Source organism: Blautia sp. DFI.1.216 (assembly GCF_020594215.1).
Lineage (GTDB): Bacteria > Bacillota > Clostridia > Lachnospirales > Lachnospiraceae > Blautia_A > Blautia_A wexlerae.
The window spans coordinates 30,578-50,119 of sequence record NZ_JAJDML010000020.1; the positions used below are offsets into that span (position 1 = coordinate 30,578).

Sequence of the window (19,542 nt, forward strand, 5' to 3'; positions counted from 1 at the left end):
TTATGGTTCCTCTTTTTATATAAAATCCGGTAACTGTCTGTCCATGATTGAACAGTTGCAAAACCCGAAAGAGGAGGTTAATTATTATGAATGAAATAAACAAAGAGGAGCGAATGCAGGGCCTGTCCGGACAGCAGGTCAGCGAGAGCAAGGCGAAGTACGGCACCAATGAGCTGGCGAAGAAAGAGACTGAATCACTCTGGTCCATGTTCATCGGCGCATTTGATGATATCTGGATCAAGGTATTATGTGCGGCTCTGGCTCTTAAAGTTATCCTGGCTGTGTTGGGAATCTTTGTCCCTGCATTATCCGGCGGAAATGATGTTGTGGAGATCATCAGTATTGTGATCGCAATCGCACTTGCTACCGGTTTCAGTACCCTGTCAGAGTACAGAAATACTTCAAGAAGTGAGGCACTTCAGGAAGAATACAGCAAGACTTATGCCAAAGTTGTAAGAGACGGAAAGCTGGTCAATATTCTTACCAGTGAAATCGTTAAAGGTGATACGATCCTTATCCAGGCAGGAGATAAGGTTCCGGCAGATGGTCTGTTATTTGAAGGTAAGATCAAAGTATCTCAGGCGGCATTAAACGGTGAATCAAGAGATGAGAACAAAGCAGCAGTAACCAATATGGACGAGGCAGAATCTACGGATTACTCCTCACATGGAAAAGTCTTTATGGGTTCTGTTGTGACTTCAGGCGAAGGTTACATGATTGCAACTGTTATCGGAGACAGTTCTGAATTAGGAAAGATAAACAAAGCTCTGACAGATACCTCCGAGGAAGAAGAGCGAAAAGATACTTCCAGCCTGAAGCTGGAGGGTGTGGCAGCAGGTATCGGTAAACTGGGTGTGTCAGCTGCAGCGATTGCAGGTATCCTTCATGTTGTCCTGACTCTGATCAGGGCAGATCAGGCAATCACTGTTGTTTCCGTTCTCCTTGTAATAGCGGAAGCAGTTATGCTTATGGCTTCTATCGTGATCATGGCAGTTCCGGAGGGACTCCCGATGATGAACAGTCTGGTTCAGTCAATGAATACAGAGTCCATGTATAAAAAGAATATCCTTGTCAGCCACAAGGCGGCATTTTCAGATTCTGCTTACATGAACGTGCTGTTCAGTGATAAAACCGGAACGATCACACAGGGTAACCTGTCACTGGTAGAATTTATCACAGGTAACGGTGAGATTGTTGATTCCATCCAGAGCAGGGAGTTTATAGAAGCTATCACCCTGAATAACCTTGCAAAGATTTCCTCAGAGGGAAAGGCAATCGGAAGTAACAACATGGACAGAGCACTGCTCTCTTATGCCATCAATCATGGTTATAATGATTCTGACAATGATCCGGAGAAGGTAGAAGAGATCAGCGGATTTGATTCCGAGAAGAAATGTGCCACTGTAAAACTGAAAAACGGACTTGTTTACTGGAAGGGTGCTACAGAGAATATCATTGATAAAGTAACACATTACATGCTTCCGGACGGGGAAGAAAGAGAGTTTACAAAGGCAGATAAAGATAAAGTAGAAGAACAGATGCATGCACAGGCAAAAAGAACCATGAAGCTTCTCTCTGTAGCAAAAATCAGCGATGGAAAGACTGTTCTTATGGCAGTTCTGTGTCTGCGTGATAATGTCAGAACAGATGCGGTTGAGACTGTTCAGATTCTCAATGATGCAGGAATCCAGGTAGTTATGGTTACCGGTGATGCAGAGGAAACTGCAGTAGCCATTGCAAAAGAGGCAGGTATTCTTGCAGATGAGAAGAAGGATGTGGTTCTTACCCATGAAGAAATGGAGAAATTATCAGATGAAGAGCTGAAGAAAGTTCTCCCGAACCTGAGAGTGGTAAGCCGCGCGAAACCGCTTGATAAGAAAAGACTGGTATCTCTTTCACAGCAGATTGATAATGTCTGTGGTATGACCGGTGACGGTGTGAACGATGCTCCCGCATTAAAACAGGCAGACATTGGTTTTGCAATGGGAGATGGTACAGCAGTTGCACAGGAGGCAGGAGATGTTGTTATCCTTAATAACAGTCTGACTTCCATTAAAGACTGTGTGCTTAACAGCAGGACTATGGCGAAATCTGTTGGAAAATTCCTCATTTTCCAGCTTACTGTAAATATCAGTACTCTGTTAATGAATATCATTGCACCGATCCTGGGATGGACAGAGCCGTTTTCCATTGTCCAGATCCTTTGGATCAACCTGATCATGGATACACTGGCTGCCATGGCGTTTGGTGGAGAACCTATTCTTGACAGATATATGAAAGATCAGCCGGCAAAGAGAACAGATAATATTCTGACTCCGTACATCAAGTCAGCGATCGGAGTAAGTGCAATATTTATTACCCTTGGTTCTATCCTGATACTTGAGAATATCGGCGGCATTACCAGTTGGGTAATCCCTGCGGGCTGTGCAGATCCGGAGCTTTATGAGAAAACATTTATGTTTGCGTTCTTCATTTATGCGATCATCTTTAACAGTCTGAATACCAGATCTGAGAAGTTTAATCTGTTTGAGCATATCGGGGAGAATAAGAACTTCGTACTGGTAATGGGAGCAATCTTTGTTCTTCAGACCATTATCATTGAAATTGGCGGAAAAGTATTTAACACAACTCTGCTTGAGCCAAAGGCATTACTGGTATCCATGGTACTTGCAGTACTTATTATACCGGTGGATCTTATCAGAAAAGCAATCATGAGCAGGTAAACAATACGTATGAAATAATAATTATGGGGCTGTCGCAGGTAATAACAGTGCGGCAGTCCCATTTTTGGAGGAAGCGAATGAATGGCATTTTATGCGCGGACATGGACAATACCATAATATATTCGTATAAGCGCAATATCGGTGAAAATAAATTAAATATTGAGTTATATAATGGAAGAGAAATCTCGTTTATTTCTGAAAAAACGCATGATCTGTTGAAAAAAGTAAGTGAGAAGATGACTATCATACCAACATCCACAAGGACGGAAGAACAGTATAAACGTATTGATCTGGATATAGGAATCGTACCCTATGCCCTTGTCTGTAATGGAGGAGTACTGCTGGTAAATGGTAAGCGTGACAGAGAGTGGTATCTGGAGTCGCTGCAAATGATCCGGAATAGCAGACCGGAAATGGAAAAAGCGCAGCAGATTCTTGCCGGGGATTCCAGACGAAAGTTTGAGCTGAGATTTCTAGATGAGCTTTTTATTTTTACAAAATGTGAAAAGCCAGAGGAAGTGGTTGAAGATCTGCAGGCAAAACTGACTACGAAGCTGGTGGACGTATTTCATAATGGAGAGAAGGTATATGTTGTTCCTGTAAATCTGAGTAAGGGAATGGCTGTGAGAAGACTTCGAAAGAGGTTGCAGCCTGCATATATCATAGCAGCCGGAGACAGCGAATTCGATGTTTCCATGGTGGAAGAAAGCGACCTGGGATTAGTTCCGGCCGGATTTAAAAAGATTTACGGTAATGGTAGCGACAGATTCAAAGAGACAGTGATGGAAATGGAGGCAGGAAGACTGTTTTCGGAAACATTACTTGAGAAATGTTTGGTTTTATATTTTAAAGAGCCGGACTGACTGCAATTCTATAAAATATTGCAGTCAGTCCGGCTCTTTGTTATATCAGGCTGTTAATCCATACTGACGCGGATTCCGCTCTGACGTTCAGATGGCTGAATGATAACCGTAACATTATCTCCTCCATGCCACTCAAACTGATAAGACTCTCCGGAAGTCTGGCCGATGAAAGTTTTCCAGTAATTCGTTTATTTCATGTATTTTTCCAGAACCGGAAACTGTACAGGTCCGATGTCCAGAATCCGGCGGTGAAATTCTTTCAGGTCGAAATCATCTCCAAGTCTTTTCTGACAGACTGTTTTCAAGTCAAGGAAATTCAGATATCCCCAATAGTATTTCAGATAGTTACCGGGAGTTTCCACAATATACTGATAGATTTCGGCAGCAGTAGAAGCATTGTTGATGCCAAATGCTTTCAGAAAGACAGCAGTGCGGGATGCATCCCAGCCCCTGTAATGAATGCCGATATCGATCAGGGAGTAAATGCACAGATTCATACTTCTGTTTAACCAGGCAAACCGGACGGCATTTTTGGCAGAATCCGGATCATTCATAAGAGAGGCGGCATATTCATAGCCGTATGATTCTACGTAGGTTGCCCAGCCTTCCACGTAGCCGGAGGAGGTGACCAGATATCTGATGTCAGAGGGATTGTTTTCGGCAAAAGAAACTGTCTGATAAAGGTGACCGGGAAATCCTTCATGTGCCAGTGTGCCGAAAAGCTCCAGAGAAGAGGTACGTCCGGAATCGTTGATATAGATTACGTTGGGGGTTCGGGTATCCACAGGTGGCGTGAGGTAAAAAGCAGGACTTAAAAATTTTTTCATGGAAGGATGAACGGTGCGGAGTTCGTAAGTGGCATCTTTCAGTTCCGGGAAATCTTTTTTCATCAATTCCGGAAGCTTCTCCAGCATCTGAGTCGGTGTCAGCGTAAGTTCACCGGAACATTGATTCAGCCTGTTGATCAGGGAGGAATTCTGTTTCAGCAGGGAAGATATCTCCCGATAGTCGGACAAAAGCTGAGCTGACAGCCTTTTTTCAATTTGTCCGACAGGTACATAGGTTCCTGTCTGGCTTTGCAGCAGGTAGAGGTAATATTCACGCCCACCCTCAAAAAATGCCAGGCCCCGGCTGCTTTTGCCTGTACCGCGAAGACTTTCCAGACTGTCTGCCAGTTCCTGATAAGCAGGGATCACTTCGGTTAAGATCAGTTTATGATGATATGTACAGAGTTTTTTCTGATCTTCGCTGCTAAATGCAGGGTTGGAGAAAGCTTTCAGTTTCTGCGCGAAAATATCATCCATGTAGTTGGAATCAGGATTCGCGACAAAAGAATGACATTGTTTCAGGATACGGTCCAGAGTTGTGTCGCTCATGAAAAGCCCTGACTGGGATTTCTGCTTTTCCAGTTTTATAATACTTTGAAAATATGGTCTGACGGTACTCAGAAGTTTCAGATAATCAGAGATATCTTCTTTTGTCCGGAAAGTATATTCCGCCAGAAGAATGGGAAGTTGTGCCTGCACACCCAGGCCTGGTCCTAGCGGCTCATCCAGGGCGCTGTTTTTTCCAAGGGAGGCTCTGGTGTGAAAATAGAGAAGAAGCATATCACAGGTAAGCTGGTTTTCTTCGGAGAGCCTGGAATAGGCAAAGGATTTCAGCTCTTTCTCATATTCCTGACAGAGACTGGTGGTCTTAGCCGGGTCAGAAAGTGCAGTTCCAAGAGTTGCCTCGGGCTTTCTGATACCTTTTTTTTCAGGGTGTGCAAGAGTGTAGTGAAGGGTGAGGTTATTGCTGCATACTTCGGACCGGAATAATTTTTCCGTAAAGGTCTGAAAACGGGAGTTTTCAGAAACAAAGTGGTCGGAGAGAACACCCATGCTGATGCCAATGGCAAAGACCAGACACAGGCTGAGGATTCTTTTAGGGATATTTTTATAAATACGCATATCCACCTCGGAATCTGCTTTTTACTATCTTATTGAAGGAAGGCATGAAGTATGCTTTCGGTAACATCATTACTGTTCACACACCATTATCCCGCGAGGTGTTTTGGCATAAATATGCCAAAATCCCGAGACATACAAGCCAAAATTTATTCCAAATGCTCGTCACACTTTTTTCATTTGACAAAATTGGGATGTTATGTTAACATACACAAATGCGTAACAAAACGTAATAAAAATGTAATAATTTTACAGCGATGTATAACAGGAGTTGATTAGTAAAATGAATAATAAAATAAAGACAATTTTGATGGCAGCAATTATGAGCTCTGTGGTTCTGACACAGGGGGTATGTGTAAGCGCAGCACAGTTTGATGATGGCGCATCAGCGTTTTCTGATGGAACAGGAAGTGTAAGTGCTCTGGCAAGTACACTGGCGAAGCAGACAGAGGAACAGACACAGGAGTTTGTTGCGAAAGAAGAGGAAGCAGTTCAGATTCGTGAAGAACGAAGAGTAGAGAAAGCGGAAAAGGCTTCTGAGAAGGCAGAGCAGGAAAAAACAGCCGCACTGGAGAGTATTCAGCAGACAGTTGAGGATACAAAGAAAAAAATTGCCGAAGAAGCAGAAGCGAAACGTCTGGCAAAGAGACAGGAAGTGGTAAACTTTGCGCTGCAGTTTGAAGGAAATCCTTATGTTTATGGCGGAACAAGCCTTACAAACGGTGCAGACTGCTCAGGATTTGTAATGTCTGTATTTGCCAATTTCGGTTACAGTCTTCCACGTGTGGCTGCAGCGCAGTGTGAGGCCTCCACAAAGAAAAATATCAGCCAGCTTGAGCCGGGAGATCTGGTATTCTACGGAAGCGGATATATTGATCATGTGGCACTTTATATCGGAGATGGAAAGATTATCCATGCCAGCAATGCTGCTACAGGAATCAAGATTTCCGATTATGATTATGAGAAGCCGGCAGCTGTAGGTACGTTCATGGAATAGCTGTAACGCCTAAAATTATATGATTCGACAAATTGCACAAAGAATGTCGAGAGGTGGGAAAAGTGGATAAAGTCATACACACTCTATCCACATACCCGGTTATTGAAAAATCCCGTAAATTAAAGTTATACACAAAGTTATCCACATTATCCACATTTTATGTGTGTGGAATACTTGATTTACATAAGGAAAAAAGAAACAGATGTTTTGTGTAAAATGATAAATCGACATTTTTGGACGAAAAAATCCACAAATCTATTGACTTTTTTATATTCTAAAAAACATATAATATTGTACAAAAAAGACAAAATATAACAATATATATAAAAATAATCAGAATATTCAAAAAGATATTCTGCTAAAAAATACAACAACAATGAAAAAAAGAATACATTTGACAGAAACAGGAAATTTCCACATAGGAGAGACAGATGTGGATGAGAAATGCACAAAATGAATTCGGGTGGGGATAACTTTTCACAGATATTATCCACATAGCATGAAGTCCTGTGTCAGATATCTTTGCCGTGCGTCAGCACGCCTGCAGATATCTTCCTTGTCTTTCGCACTCTGCTGAACTGTCTTAAATGCATTATTTACGAGGATTGCTATAGATATCTTTATCATACGTCAGATAAAATCAGCCGGATGAATAGTAAATATTCATCCGGCTGATTTCTGATATATACTATTTTTGTTTCATCCGTTTAATGACTTTCAGACGGGTAAATTCCTCACGTTCTTTCTCCTCCAGTGCATTCTGGATATCTTTGGTCAGTGCCTCGTACTTCGGAATAGTGATATTCTTCAGAGCATTGGCACGTTTCTGAGTTTTCTTGATATTGGCTGCAAGGCGGATGGCTGCATTTTCCACCATGGACAGGCGGATGGACAGCTCTTTTACCTTTTCAAAGGCAGCCTTGGCTTCGTCCAGAGACATCTTTGTGCTGTAGTAGGCATAGGTGGGAGTGTTAGTGGTTTTGTCATATTCCACCAGAGGAATTTCCGTACCCATAACACTTCGGGTTTTAATGCGTATAGAGTTCTCGACAGGAACCGTACACGCAATCTGCTGGACAAAGGCGATACCAATCTCCATATTGGCTTTCTGCAGTGCTGTATAGGCAGTGCGGAAAGTCACATCAATCTGTGTCTGGATATCCTTTGCCTGATCGATCAGCTCCATCATTTCACGAATCAGGATGTTACGCTTTTTGTCCATCAGTTCATAGCCCTGACGGGAAAGCTTCAGTGAGTTCTTTGCAAGTATCAGGTTTCCCTTGGTGGGAAAGGTATTCGGATCCATGTAATCACCTCGCTTCTTTTAGCGTACTGTTTCGTGATAGTACTTGTCGAGGATCTTCGTATCAATTCGGTCGAGCTCTTCTTTCGGAAGAAGTCCCAGAAGCTCCCAGCCCTTATCCAGGGTTTCGGTGATGCTTCGGTTCTCGGTTTCGGACTGGCCGACAAATTCACTCTCAAAGGCTTTACCAAATACCAGATAGCGTTTATCCAGCGGGGAAAGCTCATCCTCACCGATAACGGAAGCAAGGGCTCTGGCATCTCCAACCTTTGCATAGCAGGAGAAAAGCTGATTTGCCACGTCCTGATGGTCTGCTCTTGTATAGCCTTCACCGATACCGTCCTTCATCAGACGGGAAAGAGATGGCAGTACGTTAATAGGCGGATAGATTGCCTGTCCATGAAGCTGTCTGTCCAGAACAATCTGACCTTCGGTGATATAACCGGTAAGGTCAGGGATTGGGTGAGTGATATCATCGTTTGGCATGGTCAGGATCGGGATCTGGGTTACGGAACCCGGTTTGCCTTTTACGATACCTGCACGTTCGTACAGGGTTGCAAGCTCACTGTACAGATAACCCGGATAACCTTTACGGGACGGAATCTCACCTTTGGAGGAGGAAACCTCTCGCATGGCCTCGCAGAAGGATGTGATGTCTGTCAGGATGACCAGGATGTGCATTCCTTTTTCAAAAGCAAGATACTCTGCGGCAGTGAGGGCGATCTTCGGTGTAAGAAGACGTTCAACAACCGGATCATTTGCAAGATTCAGGAACATAACTACATGGTCTGCAGCACCGCTTTCCTCGAAGGTACGGCGGAAAAATTCCGCTACGTCATATTTGACACCCATTGCTGCGAAAACAATGGCAAAATCTTCATCAGAGTCCTCTCCCAGAGAAGCCTGCTGTACGATCTGTGCAGCCAGCTTGTCGTGTGGAAGACCATTTCCGGAAAAGATCGGAAGCTTCTGTCCTCGGATCAGGGTGGTCAGTCCGTCGATTGCGGAAATACCGGTGTTGATATAGTTTCGGGGATATTCACGTGCTACCGGGTTCAGTGGCAGACCATTGATGTTTAATTTTACATCCGGGGTGATGTCCCCCAGACCGTCGATGGGCTGTCCGATACCGTTAAAGGTTCGTCCGAGGATTTCCGGGGAAAGCCCGATCTCCATGGGACGTCCGGTCAGCCGGGTATGGGTGTTGCCTAAGGACATACCGTCTGTTCCTTCAAAAACCTGGATAACAGCCTTGTCCTCATAAATCTCAATAATACGGCCGATCTTGCGAGTCCCGTCATCCATGTGAAATTCAACGATTTCCTCATAGGAGGCATTCTTGACGCCTTCCAGGACCACCAGAGGTCCGTTTATTTCGCTTAAGCCTAAATATTCAATTGCCATAAACTTCTCCTCTCTGTTACGACTCATAGCCGGTTATGGCTATGAATGTAACTGTTCCGGCATCAGCCGTTTTTTTCCATTATGTTATCATAGAAAGTATCAATGTCCTGCTTGTATTGGTCGAATTTATCAAGCTGATTATTTGCCACATCATATTTAATGGAAATAATTTTTTCAAAAATGTTGTTCCCCTCTTTCAGTACGGAAACCGGCATTCCACGGTTGATGAGTGCACGGCATTTTTCATAAAGATAGAGGATCGTTTCCATCATTTTAAACTGTTTTTCCATTGGTACGCAGGTGTCTTCTGCGTGAAAAGCGTTCTGCTGGAGGAAGCCCAGACGGATGACTCTGGCAATTTCCAGCGTCAGTTTCTGGTCATCCGGAAGAACGTCGCTTCCGATCAGCTTGACGATCTCCATCAGGGAGCTCTCCTGATTCAGGATTGCCATGAGCTGATTCCTGTCTGCTACAAATTTCGGGGAAACATGTTCTCTGTACCATGGAGTCAGGTCTTCCAGATATTCACTGTAGCTGGTGAGCCAGTGGATTGCCGGGAAGTGACGGGCATAGGCAAGGGATTTGTCCAGTCCCCAGAAGCAGCGGACGAAACGTTTGGTGTTTTGTGTGACAGGTTCTGAGAAGTCACCACCCTGTGGAGAAACTGCTCCGATAATGGAGACAGAGCCTTCGGTTCCGTTTAAGTTCTGCATCATTCCTGCACGTTCATAGAATGCGGACAGCTTGGATGCCAGATATGCAGGGAAACCTTCCTCTGCAGGCATTTCCTCCAGACGGCCGGACAGTTCTCGAAGAGCTTCTGCCCAACGGGAAGTGGAGTCTGCCATGATAGCTACGTCGTAACCCATATCCCGGTAATATTCCGCAAGAGTTACACCTGTATAAATAGAAGCTTCACGCGCCGCAACCGGCATGTTGGAAGTATTGGCGATCAATGTGGTTCTGTCCATCATCAGGTTTCCGGATTTCGGGTCGATCAGTTTACTGAAATCTTCCAGAACCTGAGTCATCTCGTTTCCACGTTCTCCGCATCCAATGTAGATGATAATGTCTGCGTCAGACCATTTTGCAATCTGATGCTGAGTCATGGTCTTACCTGTACCGAAACCTCCCGGAACAGCGGCTGTACCGCCCTTTGCGATAGGGAAAAGAGTGTCCAGGATACGCTGGCCTGTGACAAGCGGGACGCTTGCGGGGAAACGTTTGTGGGTTGGTCTCGGGATACGGATCGGCCATTTCTGTGCAAGTGCCAGATCTTTGGTGGTTCCGTCTGCGAACTGAATGGTTACGATCGGTTCCAGAATGGTGTATGCTCCGTCAGATGCCGCGTGGATAACTGTGGCTTCTGTAAGATTCGGAGGAACCATGGATTTATGGAGAATGGAGTCTGTTTCCTGAGTTTCTGCGATAACAGAGCCGGGACCTACAACATCTCCTTCTTTTACTATGATGTGAGTGTTCCATTTCTTTTCTGTGTCAAGAGAATCAACGCTGACACCTCGTGAAATATATTTGCCTGAGGCTTTGGCAATCTCTTCCAGAGGGCGCTGGATACCATCAAAAATATTGTGGATGATTCCAGGTCCCAGAAGTACAGAAATGGCATCTCCGGTTCCTGTAACTGTATCGCCCGGTTTCAGTCCTGTAGTCTCCTCGAAAACCTGTACGGTGGTCATGCCTTTCTTCAGGCCGATGATCTCACCTACCAGATGTTCCGGACCTACATAGACCATCTCGGAAATCTTAAATCCGCTGTCGCCCTTCAGATAAATGACGGGGCCGTTGACACCGTAGATAATACCTGTATTACTCATGTTCTGGTCCTCCGTCAAACTTGAATTCTTTGTATGCTGCCTCAAAATTTCCTGCAAAAGAGTGATCGATCAGGATGTTTTTCTGAGGAATCGTAGCGCGGATACCGCCAAGAAAAGAGTCCTTTGCAAGCTGGATAGCAGTACCTGTTGTATGCTGAAGTTTCTCTGCAAGAGATCTGTCCTCCGGAGAGAGATAGATGGTAATCTCATCATTTCCCGCGAAATCCAGAGCTTCTTTGATCTTAGCAGTTAAATAGTTCTCATACTCCGGAGTTTTGGTAAAGGATTCCAGAAGTCCTTTTACTTCGGAGAAAATTTTCTCTTTTAATTCGTTTTGTTTTCTGGTCCAGTCACGCTTGATCGTGAGCTGTTCTGCGGAGAGAGCCTTGTTTATTTCACGTCGGGCGCTGGCAGTTTCCGCTTTGATCTGTGTCTGGGCGTTTTCTTCACTGAGAGTTTTGTGTTCTTCTGTCATTTTCTCCAGAGCCGATTTATGCTCATCGAGAATGGCGGCAGCTTTTTCGTGGGCTTCCTCTACAGTGATATCATAAAAATGGCTGAGTTTTTCATCAATTGTCATGTTAACACCTGCCTGTAATATTTAGATTGTAACTGTTCACTCCGTTCACAGTAACGTAGCCAAAATTCATTCCAGATTGCCTGTGGCAATGGGATTTTGGCTTGTATGTCTCGAGATAGTGGTGTGTGAACAGTAACATTAGATTTACTATTGGTAACTGTTTTACAGTTTTAAACCAATAGCTTCATTCACATATGAAGTGATAAAATCCGGTTTGCGGCCAGTACCGTGCCTGTCGGGAATTTCGATAATCAGAGGGGTCTTGTGATGAAGCTTTACATCATCTATAATTTCGGGAAACTCCCGGCCGAATTTCTCGGTCAGGAGTATGATTCCGATTTCTTTATTGGAGATAGCTTTCTGCAAAGCATCTTTTAATTCATCATGTGTGTGTACGACCACGCCCTCTACACCTGCCAGTCTCATCCCTGTGTAGGTATCGATATTGTCGCTGATCAAAAACATCTGCATCTTATAACTGTCCCAGGATCATGAAGGAGATGATCAGTCCATAAAGGGCAACACCTTCTGCAAGACCTACGAAAATAAGGGATTTACCAAGGATACTCTGATCCTCGCTGATAGCGCCTAAGGCTGCGCTTGCCGCACTGGCAACGGCAATACCACCACCGATACAGGAAAGACCTGTTACAAGAGCTGCTGCGATATAACCCATACCTGTTGCAAGTGTGCCTTCAGAGCCTGCAGCAGCCTGTACGGAAGAAGCACCTGTGAACATAACTGCAATGGCGATAAGCATGGTTCCAAAGAAGAAGAATGCGTTTACACCGAGAGCTGTTTTGTAACGTCCGCGGTTTTTTTCACCGATGAGATAGTAGCCAAATGGAAGAATGATGCTGAGTACCAGTGCGATTGCTAAAATGATCTGTGCGATTGTTGTCATAATTAAATCTCCTCTTAGTTCTTGATTTTGCTGTTCATATATATCATATTTATTCGGCTTTGAATATCTGGCTGACCGACAGATATGGGTTTCCCGAGGATGATATATAAATGAAAATAGTATAATTTCTGATGATCTTTCTGTCTATTTTACAGAGCGGAACGGCTCAAATTTACGTCCTGTACCTTTGTAGAAGCGGCTGAACATTTCATAATATTCCAGACGAAGCACCTGGATACCGACGATCAGGCCCTCCATACCACATACAAAAAGGTTTCCCAGAACTACTACTATCCAGTTCAGGTTTCCGCTTTCTGCGCCTGCAAGCATGAGAACGACTTCCATCATCGCTGCATGGCTGACTGCGAAAGCTCCGATACGGACGAAAGAAAGGGTATTGGAGAAGTAGCTTAACAGGACTTCAAACATTTCAAAAAGTCCCTGTACAACGAACATTCCCTTCTCTTTTGGCATAAATTCTGATTTCTTCTCAATGAGGGCTGTAAGTGGCTCTTTCAAAAAGATCAGGATCAATGGTACGCCGAACATGATAAACAGTACGATTCCGCCGGGAAGTGTTTTGCCATTCAGTATAAGTGCAATGGAGACAACTGCAGAGCCGTAGAATACCAGACCGGCTACTGAGTTTGTATCAAACCAGATGTGTTCTACATCTCCGGCTTTCCAGGCATTCAGGATGTTAAATACCATACATAAAAGGATCAGGCACATACCAAAACCAATGGCAACAATAAATACTGTATTCAGCTTTCCGATAAACGGAACTGACATCATATTGTTCATCGGGCGAAGCCACAGGGCTGGTATCACATCTTCGAATCCGAAGATACTTCCGAACATAAATCCGAAGATTGTGGAGAACACACCTGCACAACTGATAATGCCTGCCAGTGTGATATGTTTGAATTTATAAAGCAGGAAACCACCGATAAAGAGCAGCAATCCCTGCCCCACATCACCGAACATTGCACCGAAAATAAAGGAATAAGTCAGTGCCACAAACCATGTTGGATCCATCTCGTTATAGGCCGGAAGACCATACATTTTGATGTACATTTCAAATGGTTTAAACAGTTTCGGGTTCTTCAGTTTCGTTGGCGGCTGCTGGTGTATACCTGGCTTCAGATGTTCGTCCTCTTCACCGTCAATAATACAGAAAATGCGGCTGTCGTCTTTGATATCATTCTGGAAAGAATGGGCATCTTTCTCTGTCATCCATCCACATAAGATATAGAAAACGTCTTTATCCCCATGTGTACATGCTGCAAGTCTGCGCACATCAAAGTTACCGGAAAGCTGTGCGATAGCATTGCGGGAGGCAACAATATCTTTCTGGTTTCTAAGAAGAAAATCTGCTTTTTTCTGATCGGCAGATGCCAGATCAGCAGCAGCTCTGTTGCGTGTTTCAGTCAGTTGTTCGAAAGCTTCTTTTGCTGTTCCCTCATAAGTATCCGGCATATAAATACGCTCGAAGTGCATGGAAGAATAGACGGCTTTTACTTTCTGGGCTTCGTGCTCCGGGACAAAATACAGACCCCAGACATACTGGTCATCTTCATCACATTTAATGAAAATTGTGTCCAGATTTTCGTAAATATACTTTTCAAATTTCTGGTAATATTCCTTCTCAATCCTTCCGAAACGGAAGTGGATGAACTGGAATTTCAGGATTGAGGAAATATTGTAATTAATATTTCTGAACGGGCGGATCACTCGCAGAGATTCATCCAGAGCTGCAAGCTGACTTTCCAGATCAGCACGTTTATTGCTTAGTTCCTGATAATCAGACTGAATCCGGCGGATTGTATTTAAAGCCTGTTCAGTATCCATGGGTTTGGCAGAAATCTTCTCCGGATCTGCCAGTTCATCATAGAAACTGTTGGCAGTAGAGAGTGCTTCCTTATATGGATTGATTTCCATAAACGGAGAAAGACTCTCTACTGCGGTCAGCTCGGAAAGGGCATTTTCCAGATGAATTTCGTACTTGGAAAGATAGGTGTTTACCACTCTGTCAATATCGGTCTTAGGACCGGTAATGCTCAGGAACTTCATTTTCTCAATCATAAATTCACCTCCTGGTTAATGTTCTTTAAACTGCGAAGCAGTTATTCAGTTATGCGCCATATAGAAATCAACTGTTGCAAATATAACGCATGGCTTCATCATGCTGCACACCGTAACGTACGCATTCAATGGCGATAGTCAGGCGGTTTACTTCGTGTTCCTTGTTATACAGATAAGAATAGATCACTGCTACAGAATATGGATTTCTGTGGGATTCCTTCTCAAGGATTGAGCGGTGGATGTGGTTGTAGAATTCTTCCAGATTGGCTACGGTAAGCTGTTCATATTTGTTTCCGTACCATGTTTTCTGGAAAATTCTTCGACCTTCTTCGTATGAAGGTGCTTCCACCAAAGCTGTGATCTCTTCTTTCTTTAACTTATAATTTACAGGGATCAGCAGGGCATAAATACTTGCCGGATCCATGTTGTAATACCTTTTGGAACGCTGGATAAACTGCAGGTTCAGCATATCAAATTTCTCGCCGTAAGTGCAGGTAATCTCTTCCAGATCTTTACCTTTAAACAGCTTCTTACGGATGTTCCAGATCTGGGTAAAATAGTACAGATCCAGTGCCATACCATAGTCGAAGAGAAGTGCTGTTTCATGCTCCTGGATCTTCGAAAGCGGGATGTAAAATTCGTTTCCTTTGAGGCAGGAAATCAGTTCCTCCATGGTGGAACAGGTAGTGATCCGGTCTACATCAATATTGGAATGCAGACGGAAAAATTCACGGTACGGAGAAACATCTACAGGATCCGTGTCGCGGTGATCGAAGATATTTGTCATGACTTCCTTCAGTACACGGATTTCATATCGCTTGGAATACAGATCCAGAAATTTACGCTGTTCCGGGTTGGCAAAGTGATAAATTCTGGAGAAATTCTGGAATATGGATTTCTTCAGAAGCTTCTCAATCTGGCCACGGTGCAGGGTATTTTCATCCAGTGCATCCCACCTGGAAGAGTATTCCGGCATTCGCTTCAGATAGGCGGCTACCTGCGTGACATCGGAGAGTTGGAGGATTTCCTCGAACTGATCCATGGTAGTAAGCCTGCTCTGCATTGCGCGGATTTTCGTGGAAAGTCCGCTGTAGGAGAGTACGCCTCCCATTGTTTTTCACTTCCTTTCCTGATGTTGTTTAGCGTTTGAGACAGCTCTTTACATAGCCAGTATTTTCTCAAACAATTCTCTGGAAAGTTGTGAGTGCTGCTGTTCGTAATGAGTATCCAGTGAAGAAAAGGTAGCGTCTGTATCTGCACGTAACTGTGCCAGGCGGGAATCTTTTTCTTCTTCCAGTTGCTGACGGATCCGTCGAATCTGCTCTGCTGTCCGGGTCTCCAGCTGCTCGTCATAATTTTTACATTTCTGTTCTGCCTCTTCAGAAAGCTGTTGCTTTTGCCGGTCGCAGTCTTCCATGATGCGTTGGGCTGTAAGCTCGATTTCAGATAATTTGTTAAGTATCTGCTCCATCTTCAACCTCCCTAGTTGTCAAAATTTTACAAAAAAACCAGATTTACTATGTGAAAAATAGTAATATCTGTTAGATATCATACACCCTTTTGTTTAAAAAAACCATCTAAATTTTTTTCAGAAAGAAAAAAATTGTTATTTTTTAGACAAGTTAAAGAAATCTCCTGCGAATATCTGTCCGGGATGTAATTGACGTTAGGAGTATGGTATGGTAGTTTATTGGTGGCAGGAAATTGCACGCACATCTTGCGTAAAGCATTTTTCAAACACGCTCTGGAGATATAAGAAAAGGAACAGGAGATTTTTATGAGATTAAGAAATATTCCGGGAGCTCAGGATGCAATTCTGGAGAGCCCTTATGTGGTGCAGGAACCACAGACAAAGAAAGGACACTGGGGGGAGGTTTTTGTGAAAAAGCAGCCTCTTCATATTGAAGTAGGGATGGGAAAAGGAAGATTTCTTATGGATCTGGCCCGGCTGCATCCGGATATCAATTATATAGGAATCGAGATGTATGACAGCGTTCTTCTTCGCGCATTGCAGAAGAGAGAAGAACTGGAGGAGAATGGAGAGGTTTATTCTAATTTATTTTTTATGAGAGTGGATGCCAGACTTCTGCCGGAAATCTTTGAGAAAGGTGAAGTAGATAAGATTTATCTGAACTTTTCCGATCCATGGCCAAAAGCCCGCCATGCAAAACGTCGCCTGACATCCAGAGAATTCCTGGCACGTTACGACCAGATTCTGGTTCAGGATGGAAAAGTGGAATTCAAGACAGATAATAAGGAACTGTTTGAATTTTCCCTGGAAGAAGTGGAGGAAGCCGGATGGAATCTGGAAGCTTCTACCTTTGATCTGCATCATAATGAAGAGATGGTACAGGGAAATGTTATGACAGAATATGAAGAGAAATTTTCTTCTATGGGAAATCCAATCTGTAAGATGGTGATTTCCAGAGGGTGTCACAGATAAAAAAGCAGAGCAATCATCTGGTTTATGGCAATTCCGTAGTGAAGTGGATTGCGATTATTCATTTGATTATCTATTGTGGCTGGCAGTGCATATTATAGTATAAGAAAATTTCGGGGCGCTTCGCGCCCCGAAGGAGTCAGCCGGTGAAACGAAAAAGTTCTTTCCATAATAAAATGCTACAATTCCGCTATGAACACAAAAACTTTGATAATACCTTCAGCCGCCTGCGGAAATCCGCAGAAGAGGTCAATAAAACACTTAACAAAATGTCCCAAAACGACGAAAAAAAGGAAAAATAAATGAAATAGAAAAAAATCTGATTTTTTTTGAAAAAACCTATTGACATTTAAACGACTATTATATATAATATCACTTGCGTTGAGGGTGATGCAAAACTTCACCACAGAGAAAAGAACAAAAGAATATGCGCCTTTAGCTCAGTTGGTAGAGCACCTGACTCTTAATCAGGGTGTCCAGGGTTCGAACCCCTGAAGGCGCACTAAGAACACTGTTTTTGCGGACAATGCGATTGCCGCGGGGACGGTGTTTTTTATGTTTTACGGAAAGCAAAAAATATTTTATGCTACTGATAGCGCTTGAAGAACACAGGGTCAAGCTGGTAAGTATCTTCATGCAGGAGAGAAGACTGCTGTGCAAGATGCAGATAAACTCTCTTTATAACCAGTCATCACACGTTATACAAACCATCCTGATAACATTGAAATCCCTCCCTGTTGGAAAGAGTTGATGACATTGAATTTTTATAAGTCGGAAACATATAAGACATTGCAAGAAAAAGAAAAGGGTTTGTGAAAAGATTTTAACGCTTTTCGTATCAAAAGATGCACTATGGCTTCTGATTATGTTATACTCTATACTCAGTGTATTGTCGAAAGAAGAGGAATAAGTCAAATATCTGGGTTCCGGTCTGGTCAAAGGAGGTTACGGTATCGAATGAAAAAAATACTAAAAAGAACAGGAAAAATATTTTGCCTTTTCCTGCTGATCGTGGTGCTGGTAAATGTACTTTCACCTCTTTTTTGCAGGAAACCGGACGAAAAATATGTGGAAAGTCTGAGAGAAACAGAATTTATATCAGAGACAGAAGGAACGGAAAGGATTTGCTGCATTGACGATAATGAAGAGGCACTTTTGTGGAGGCTTCGTATGATTGGCACTGCGAAGGAGAGCATTGTACTGTCTACCTTTGACTTACGCGCGGATGATAATGGCACTAAAATTCTTGCCGCATTGAATTGCGCTGCGGCAAGAGGTGTGAAGATTCAGTTATTGATCGATGGAATTTATCAGCAACTGTTTCTGGCTGGAAGCAGCGATTTCCAGGCTCTGGCATCATATGAGAATGTGGAAGTGGGAGTTTACAATCCGGTGACACCGGTCAATCTGTTTAAGGTGAATTATCGCATGCATGATAAATATCTGATCGTGGATGAGAAAATGTATCTGCTGGGCGGACGCAACAGCAATGATATCTTTCTGGGAAATCAGACAAAAGGCATTAATGAAGACAGAGATATCCTGGTGTATGATACATCAGAAGGACAGGGAGAGTCTCTGAACCAGCTTGAGGATTATTTCCATAAAATATGGAAGGAAAGCTGTGTGAGCATTAAAAAAGGCAAACAATCTTCCAGATATACGGATGCATACCGGCACATGGAAGAAATTTACATATCTCTGCTGAAAAGGTACAATGATATAGAAACCTACAGTGCATGGGAAAAGGATACGATAGAAGCAAACAAGATCACTCTGATCAATAATGGAATTAAGGCGGGACGAAAAACACCGCAGGTTCTCCAGACAATTCAGTATCTTACTGAAAATGCAGATCATGTAATAATACAGACTCCTTATGTGATCTGTAATGGTTACATGTATGATGTATTGCAGGGGATTTCAGATCATGCAAAGCTTCAGATCGTGCTGAATGCAGTGGAAAAAGGCTCTAATCCATGGGGCTGTACAGATTATCTTAATCAGAAAAAGAAAATTCTGGAAACAGGGGCAGATGTGTATGAACTGATGAATGATTATCCGGTTCATACAAAAGCTGTGCTGATAAATGACCGTCTGTCAGTAGTAGGTTCCTATAATCTGGATATGCGAAGTACTTATCTGGATACGGAACTGATGCTGGTAATTGACAGCGAAAAACTGAATCAGCAGATTCACGAAACAGAATCAGATTATATGGAAAAAAGCAAAGAGGTACTTGCAAACGGTCAGGAAACCGAAGGCGCAAAGTACCAGGGGAAAGTGTTGAATCGGAAAAAGAAGTTATACTACGGTGTGCTCAGGATTATCATTCGTCCTCTTCGGCAGCTGCTTTAGAGTGTGTTTGGAAAATCATTCCCAAAATCTCCTGCAAATTGTGACGCACATCTTGCGTAAAGCATCTTTCAGACACGTTCTAGAAAATAATATCACAAGTATAT

15 protein-coding genes, 1 tRNA gene and 1 pseudogene are annotated in these 19,542 nt (G+C 43.3%); 6 read left to right on the forward strand and 11 right to left on the reverse strand.

Translation table 11 applies throughout. From position 1 onward, the window contains the following. Positions 1-86: 86 nt before the first annotated feature. Positions 87-2,723, forward strand: coding sequence for a cation-translocating P-type ATPase (locus LJE11_RS09580; protein WP_118610403.1), 2,637 nt, complete (start codon positions 87-89; stop codon positions 2,721-2,723). A 77-nt stretch (positions 2,724-2,800) separates the two neighbouring features. Then, positions 2,801-3,586 carry an HAD hydrolase family protein gene (locus LJE11_RS09585; RefSeq protein ID WP_227295893.1) on the forward strand — a complete coding sequence of 262 codons (786 nt, stop codon included), beginning with the start codon at positions 2,801-2,803 and terminating at the stop codon, positions 3,584-3,586. Between the two features lie 53 nt (positions 3,587-3,639). On the opposite strand, the pseudogene LJE11_RS20350 reads toward LJE11_RS09585, so the two are convergent. Together LJE11_RS20350 and LJE11_RS09595 are read right to left on the reverse strand one after the other, a co-directional pair. Then, positions 3,640-3,765, reverse strand: a pseudogene (locus LJE11_RS20350) (AIM24 family protein); the annotation flags it as partial. A 9-nt stretch (positions 3,766-3,774) separates the two neighbouring features. Then, positions 3,775-5,535: a DUF885 domain-containing protein gene (locus LJE11_RS09595; RefSeq protein WP_227295895.1), complete on the reverse strand. Its 1,761-nt coding sequence runs from the start codon at positions 5,533-5,535 to the stop codon at positions 3,775-3,777. 280 nt (positions 5,536-5,815) lie between these two features. Between LJE11_RS09595 and LJE11_RS09600 the strand changes: the two genes are divergently transcribed. Continuing rightward, the gene (locus tag LJE11_RS09600) at positions 5,816-6,529 is read left to right on the forward strand and encodes a C40 family peptidase (RefSeq protein WP_062808247.1); all 714 of its coding nucleotides are present in this window, start codon (positions 5,816-5,818) and stop codon (positions 6,527-6,529) included. A gap of 688 nt (positions 6,530-7,217) precedes the next feature. Here the strand turns inward: LJE11_RS09600 and LJE11_RS09605 are convergent. The 9 genes from LJE11_RS09605 to LJE11_RS09645 form a co-directional block, all read right to left on the reverse strand. After that, positions 7,218-7,835, reverse strand: coding sequence for a V-type ATP synthase subunit D (locus LJE11_RS09605; protein ID WP_008705345.1), 618 nt, complete (start codon positions 7,833-7,835; stop codon positions 7,218-7,220). Between the two features lie 18 nt (positions 7,836-7,853). Next, positions 7,854-9,236 carry a V-type ATP synthase subunit B gene (locus LJE11_RS09610; protein WP_008705343.1) on the reverse strand — a complete coding sequence of 461 codons (1,383 nt, stop codon included), beginning with the start codon at positions 9,234-9,236 and terminating at the stop codon, positions 7,854-7,856. 62 nt (positions 9,237-9,298) lie between these two features. After that, complete coding sequence (locus LJE11_RS09615) at positions 9,299-11,071, reverse strand: V-type ATP synthase subunit A (RefSeq protein ID WP_008705342.1); 1,773 nt, start codon at positions 11,069-11,071, stop codon at positions 9,299-9,301. Further along, complete coding sequence (locus tag LJE11_RS09620) at positions 11,064-11,651, reverse strand: V-type ATP synthase subunit E (RefSeq protein ID WP_227295897.1); 588 nt, start codon at positions 11,649-11,651, stop codon at positions 11,064-11,066. Before LJE11_RS09620 ends, LJE11_RS09615 begins: the two co-directional genes overlap by 8 nt. A gap of 162 nt (positions 11,652-11,813) precedes the next feature. Next, positions 11,814-12,122, reverse strand: coding sequence for a V-type ATP synthase subunit F (locus tag LJE11_RS09625; protein WP_008705340.1), 309 nt, complete (start codon positions 12,120-12,122; stop codon positions 11,814-11,816). Position 12,123: 1 nt separating this feature from the next. Continuing rightward, a complete protein-coding gene (locus LJE11_RS09630) occupies positions 12,124-12,555 on the reverse strand; it encodes an ATP synthase subunit C (protein WP_008705339.1) in 432 nt (143 codons plus the stop codon). Positions 12,556-12,699: 144 nt separating this feature from the next. Next, positions 12,700-14,640, reverse strand: a complete 1,941-nt coding sequence (locus LJE11_RS09635) for a V-type ATP synthase subunit I (RefSeq protein WP_173697789.1) — start codon at positions 14,638-14,640, stop codon at positions 12,700-12,702. A 67-nt stretch (positions 14,641-14,707) separates the two neighbouring features. Then, complete coding sequence (locus LJE11_RS09640; RefSeq protein ID WP_022380359.1) at positions 14,708-15,751, reverse strand: V0D/AC39 family V-type ATPase subunit; 1,044 nt, start codon at positions 15,749-15,751, stop codon at positions 14,708-14,710. Between the two features lie 48 nt (positions 15,752-15,799). Then, a complete protein-coding gene (locus LJE11_RS09645; protein ID WP_227295899.1) occupies positions 15,800-16,111 on the reverse strand; it encodes a hypothetical protein in 312 nt (103 codons plus the stop codon). 306 nt (positions 16,112-16,417) lie between these two features. On the opposite strand from LJE11_RS09645, the gene trmB reads away from it, so the two are divergent. The 3 genes from trmB (at position 16,418) to LJE11_RS09660 (ending at position 19,438) form a co-directional block, all read left to right on the forward strand. Beyond that, positions 16,418-17,083 (forward strand): tRNA (guanosine(46)-N7)-methyltransferase TrmB, encoded by a 666-nt coding sequence (gene trmB, locus LJE11_RS09650; RefSeq protein ID WP_055054321.1) that lies wholly within the window; start codon positions 16,418-16,420, stop codon positions 17,081-17,083. A gap of 426 nt (positions 17,084-17,509) precedes the next feature. Further along, positions 17,510-17,582 (forward strand) — tRNA-Lys (locus LJE11_RS09655). A gap of 455 nt (positions 17,583-18,037) precedes the next feature. Further along, positions 18,038-19,438: a phospholipase D-like domain-containing protein gene (locus tag LJE11_RS09660; protein ID WP_227295901.1), complete on the forward strand. Its 1,401-nt coding sequence runs from the start codon at positions 18,038-18,040 to the stop codon at positions 19,436-19,438. Positions 19,439-19,542: the final 104 nt, after the last annotated feature.

Coding starts and splice junctions, on each gene's coding strand:
- LJE11_RS09600 (WP_062808247.1), top strand. CDS start 5,816: ATGAATAATAAAATAAAGACAATTTTGATGGCAGCAATTATGAGCTCT.
- LJE11_RS09660 (WP_227295901.1), top strand. CDS start 18,038: ATGAAAAAAATACTAAAAAGAACAGGAAAAATATTTTGCCTTTTCCTG.
- LJE11_RS09615 (WP_008705342.1), bottom strand. CDS start 11,071: ATGAGTAATACAGGTATTATCTACGGTGTCAACGGCCCCGTCATTTAT.
- LJE11_RS09595 (WP_227295895.1), bottom strand. CDS start 5,535: ATGCGTATTTATAAAAATATCCCTAAAAGAATCCTCAGCCTGTGTCTG.
- LJE11_RS09630 (WP_008705339.1), bottom strand. CDS start 12,555: ATGACAACAATCGCACAGATCATTTTAGCAATCGCACTGGTACTCAGC.
- LJE11_RS09635 (WP_173697789.1), bottom strand. CDS start 14,640: ATGATTGAGAAAATGAAGTTCCTGAGCATTACCGGTCCTAAGACCGAT.
- LJE11_RS09605 (WP_008705345.1), bottom strand. CDS start 7,835: ATGGATCCGAATACCTTTCCCACCAAGGGAAACCTGATACTTGCAAAG.
- LJE11_RS09640 (WP_022380359.1), bottom strand. CDS start 15,751: ATGGGAGGCGTACTCTCCTACAGCGGACTTTCCACGAAAATCCGCGCA.
- LJE11_RS09580 (WP_118610403.1), top strand. CDS start 87: ATGAATGAAATAAACAAAGAGGAGCGAATGCAGGGCCTGTCCGGACAG.
- LJE11_RS09610 (WP_008705343.1), bottom strand. CDS start 9,236: ATGGCAATTGAATATTTAGGCTTAAGCGAAATAAACGGACCTCTGGTG.
- trmB (WP_055054321.1), top strand. CDS start 16,418: ATGAGATTAAGAAATATTCCGGGAGCTCAGGATGCAATTCTGGAGAGC.
- LJE11_RS09620 (WP_227295897.1), bottom strand. CDS start 11,651: ATGACAATTGATGAAAAACTCAGCCATTTTTATGATATCACTGTAGAG.
- LJE11_RS09585 (WP_227295893.1), top strand. CDS start 2,801: ATGAATGGCATTTTATGCGCGGACATGGACAATACCATAATATATTCG.
- LJE11_RS09645 (WP_227295899.1), bottom strand. CDS start 16,111: ATGGAGCAGATACTTAACAAATTATCTGAAATCGAGCTTACAGCCCAA.
- LJE11_RS09625 (WP_008705340.1), bottom strand. CDS start 12,122: ATGCAGATGTTTTTGATCAGCGACAATATCGATACCTACACAGGGATG.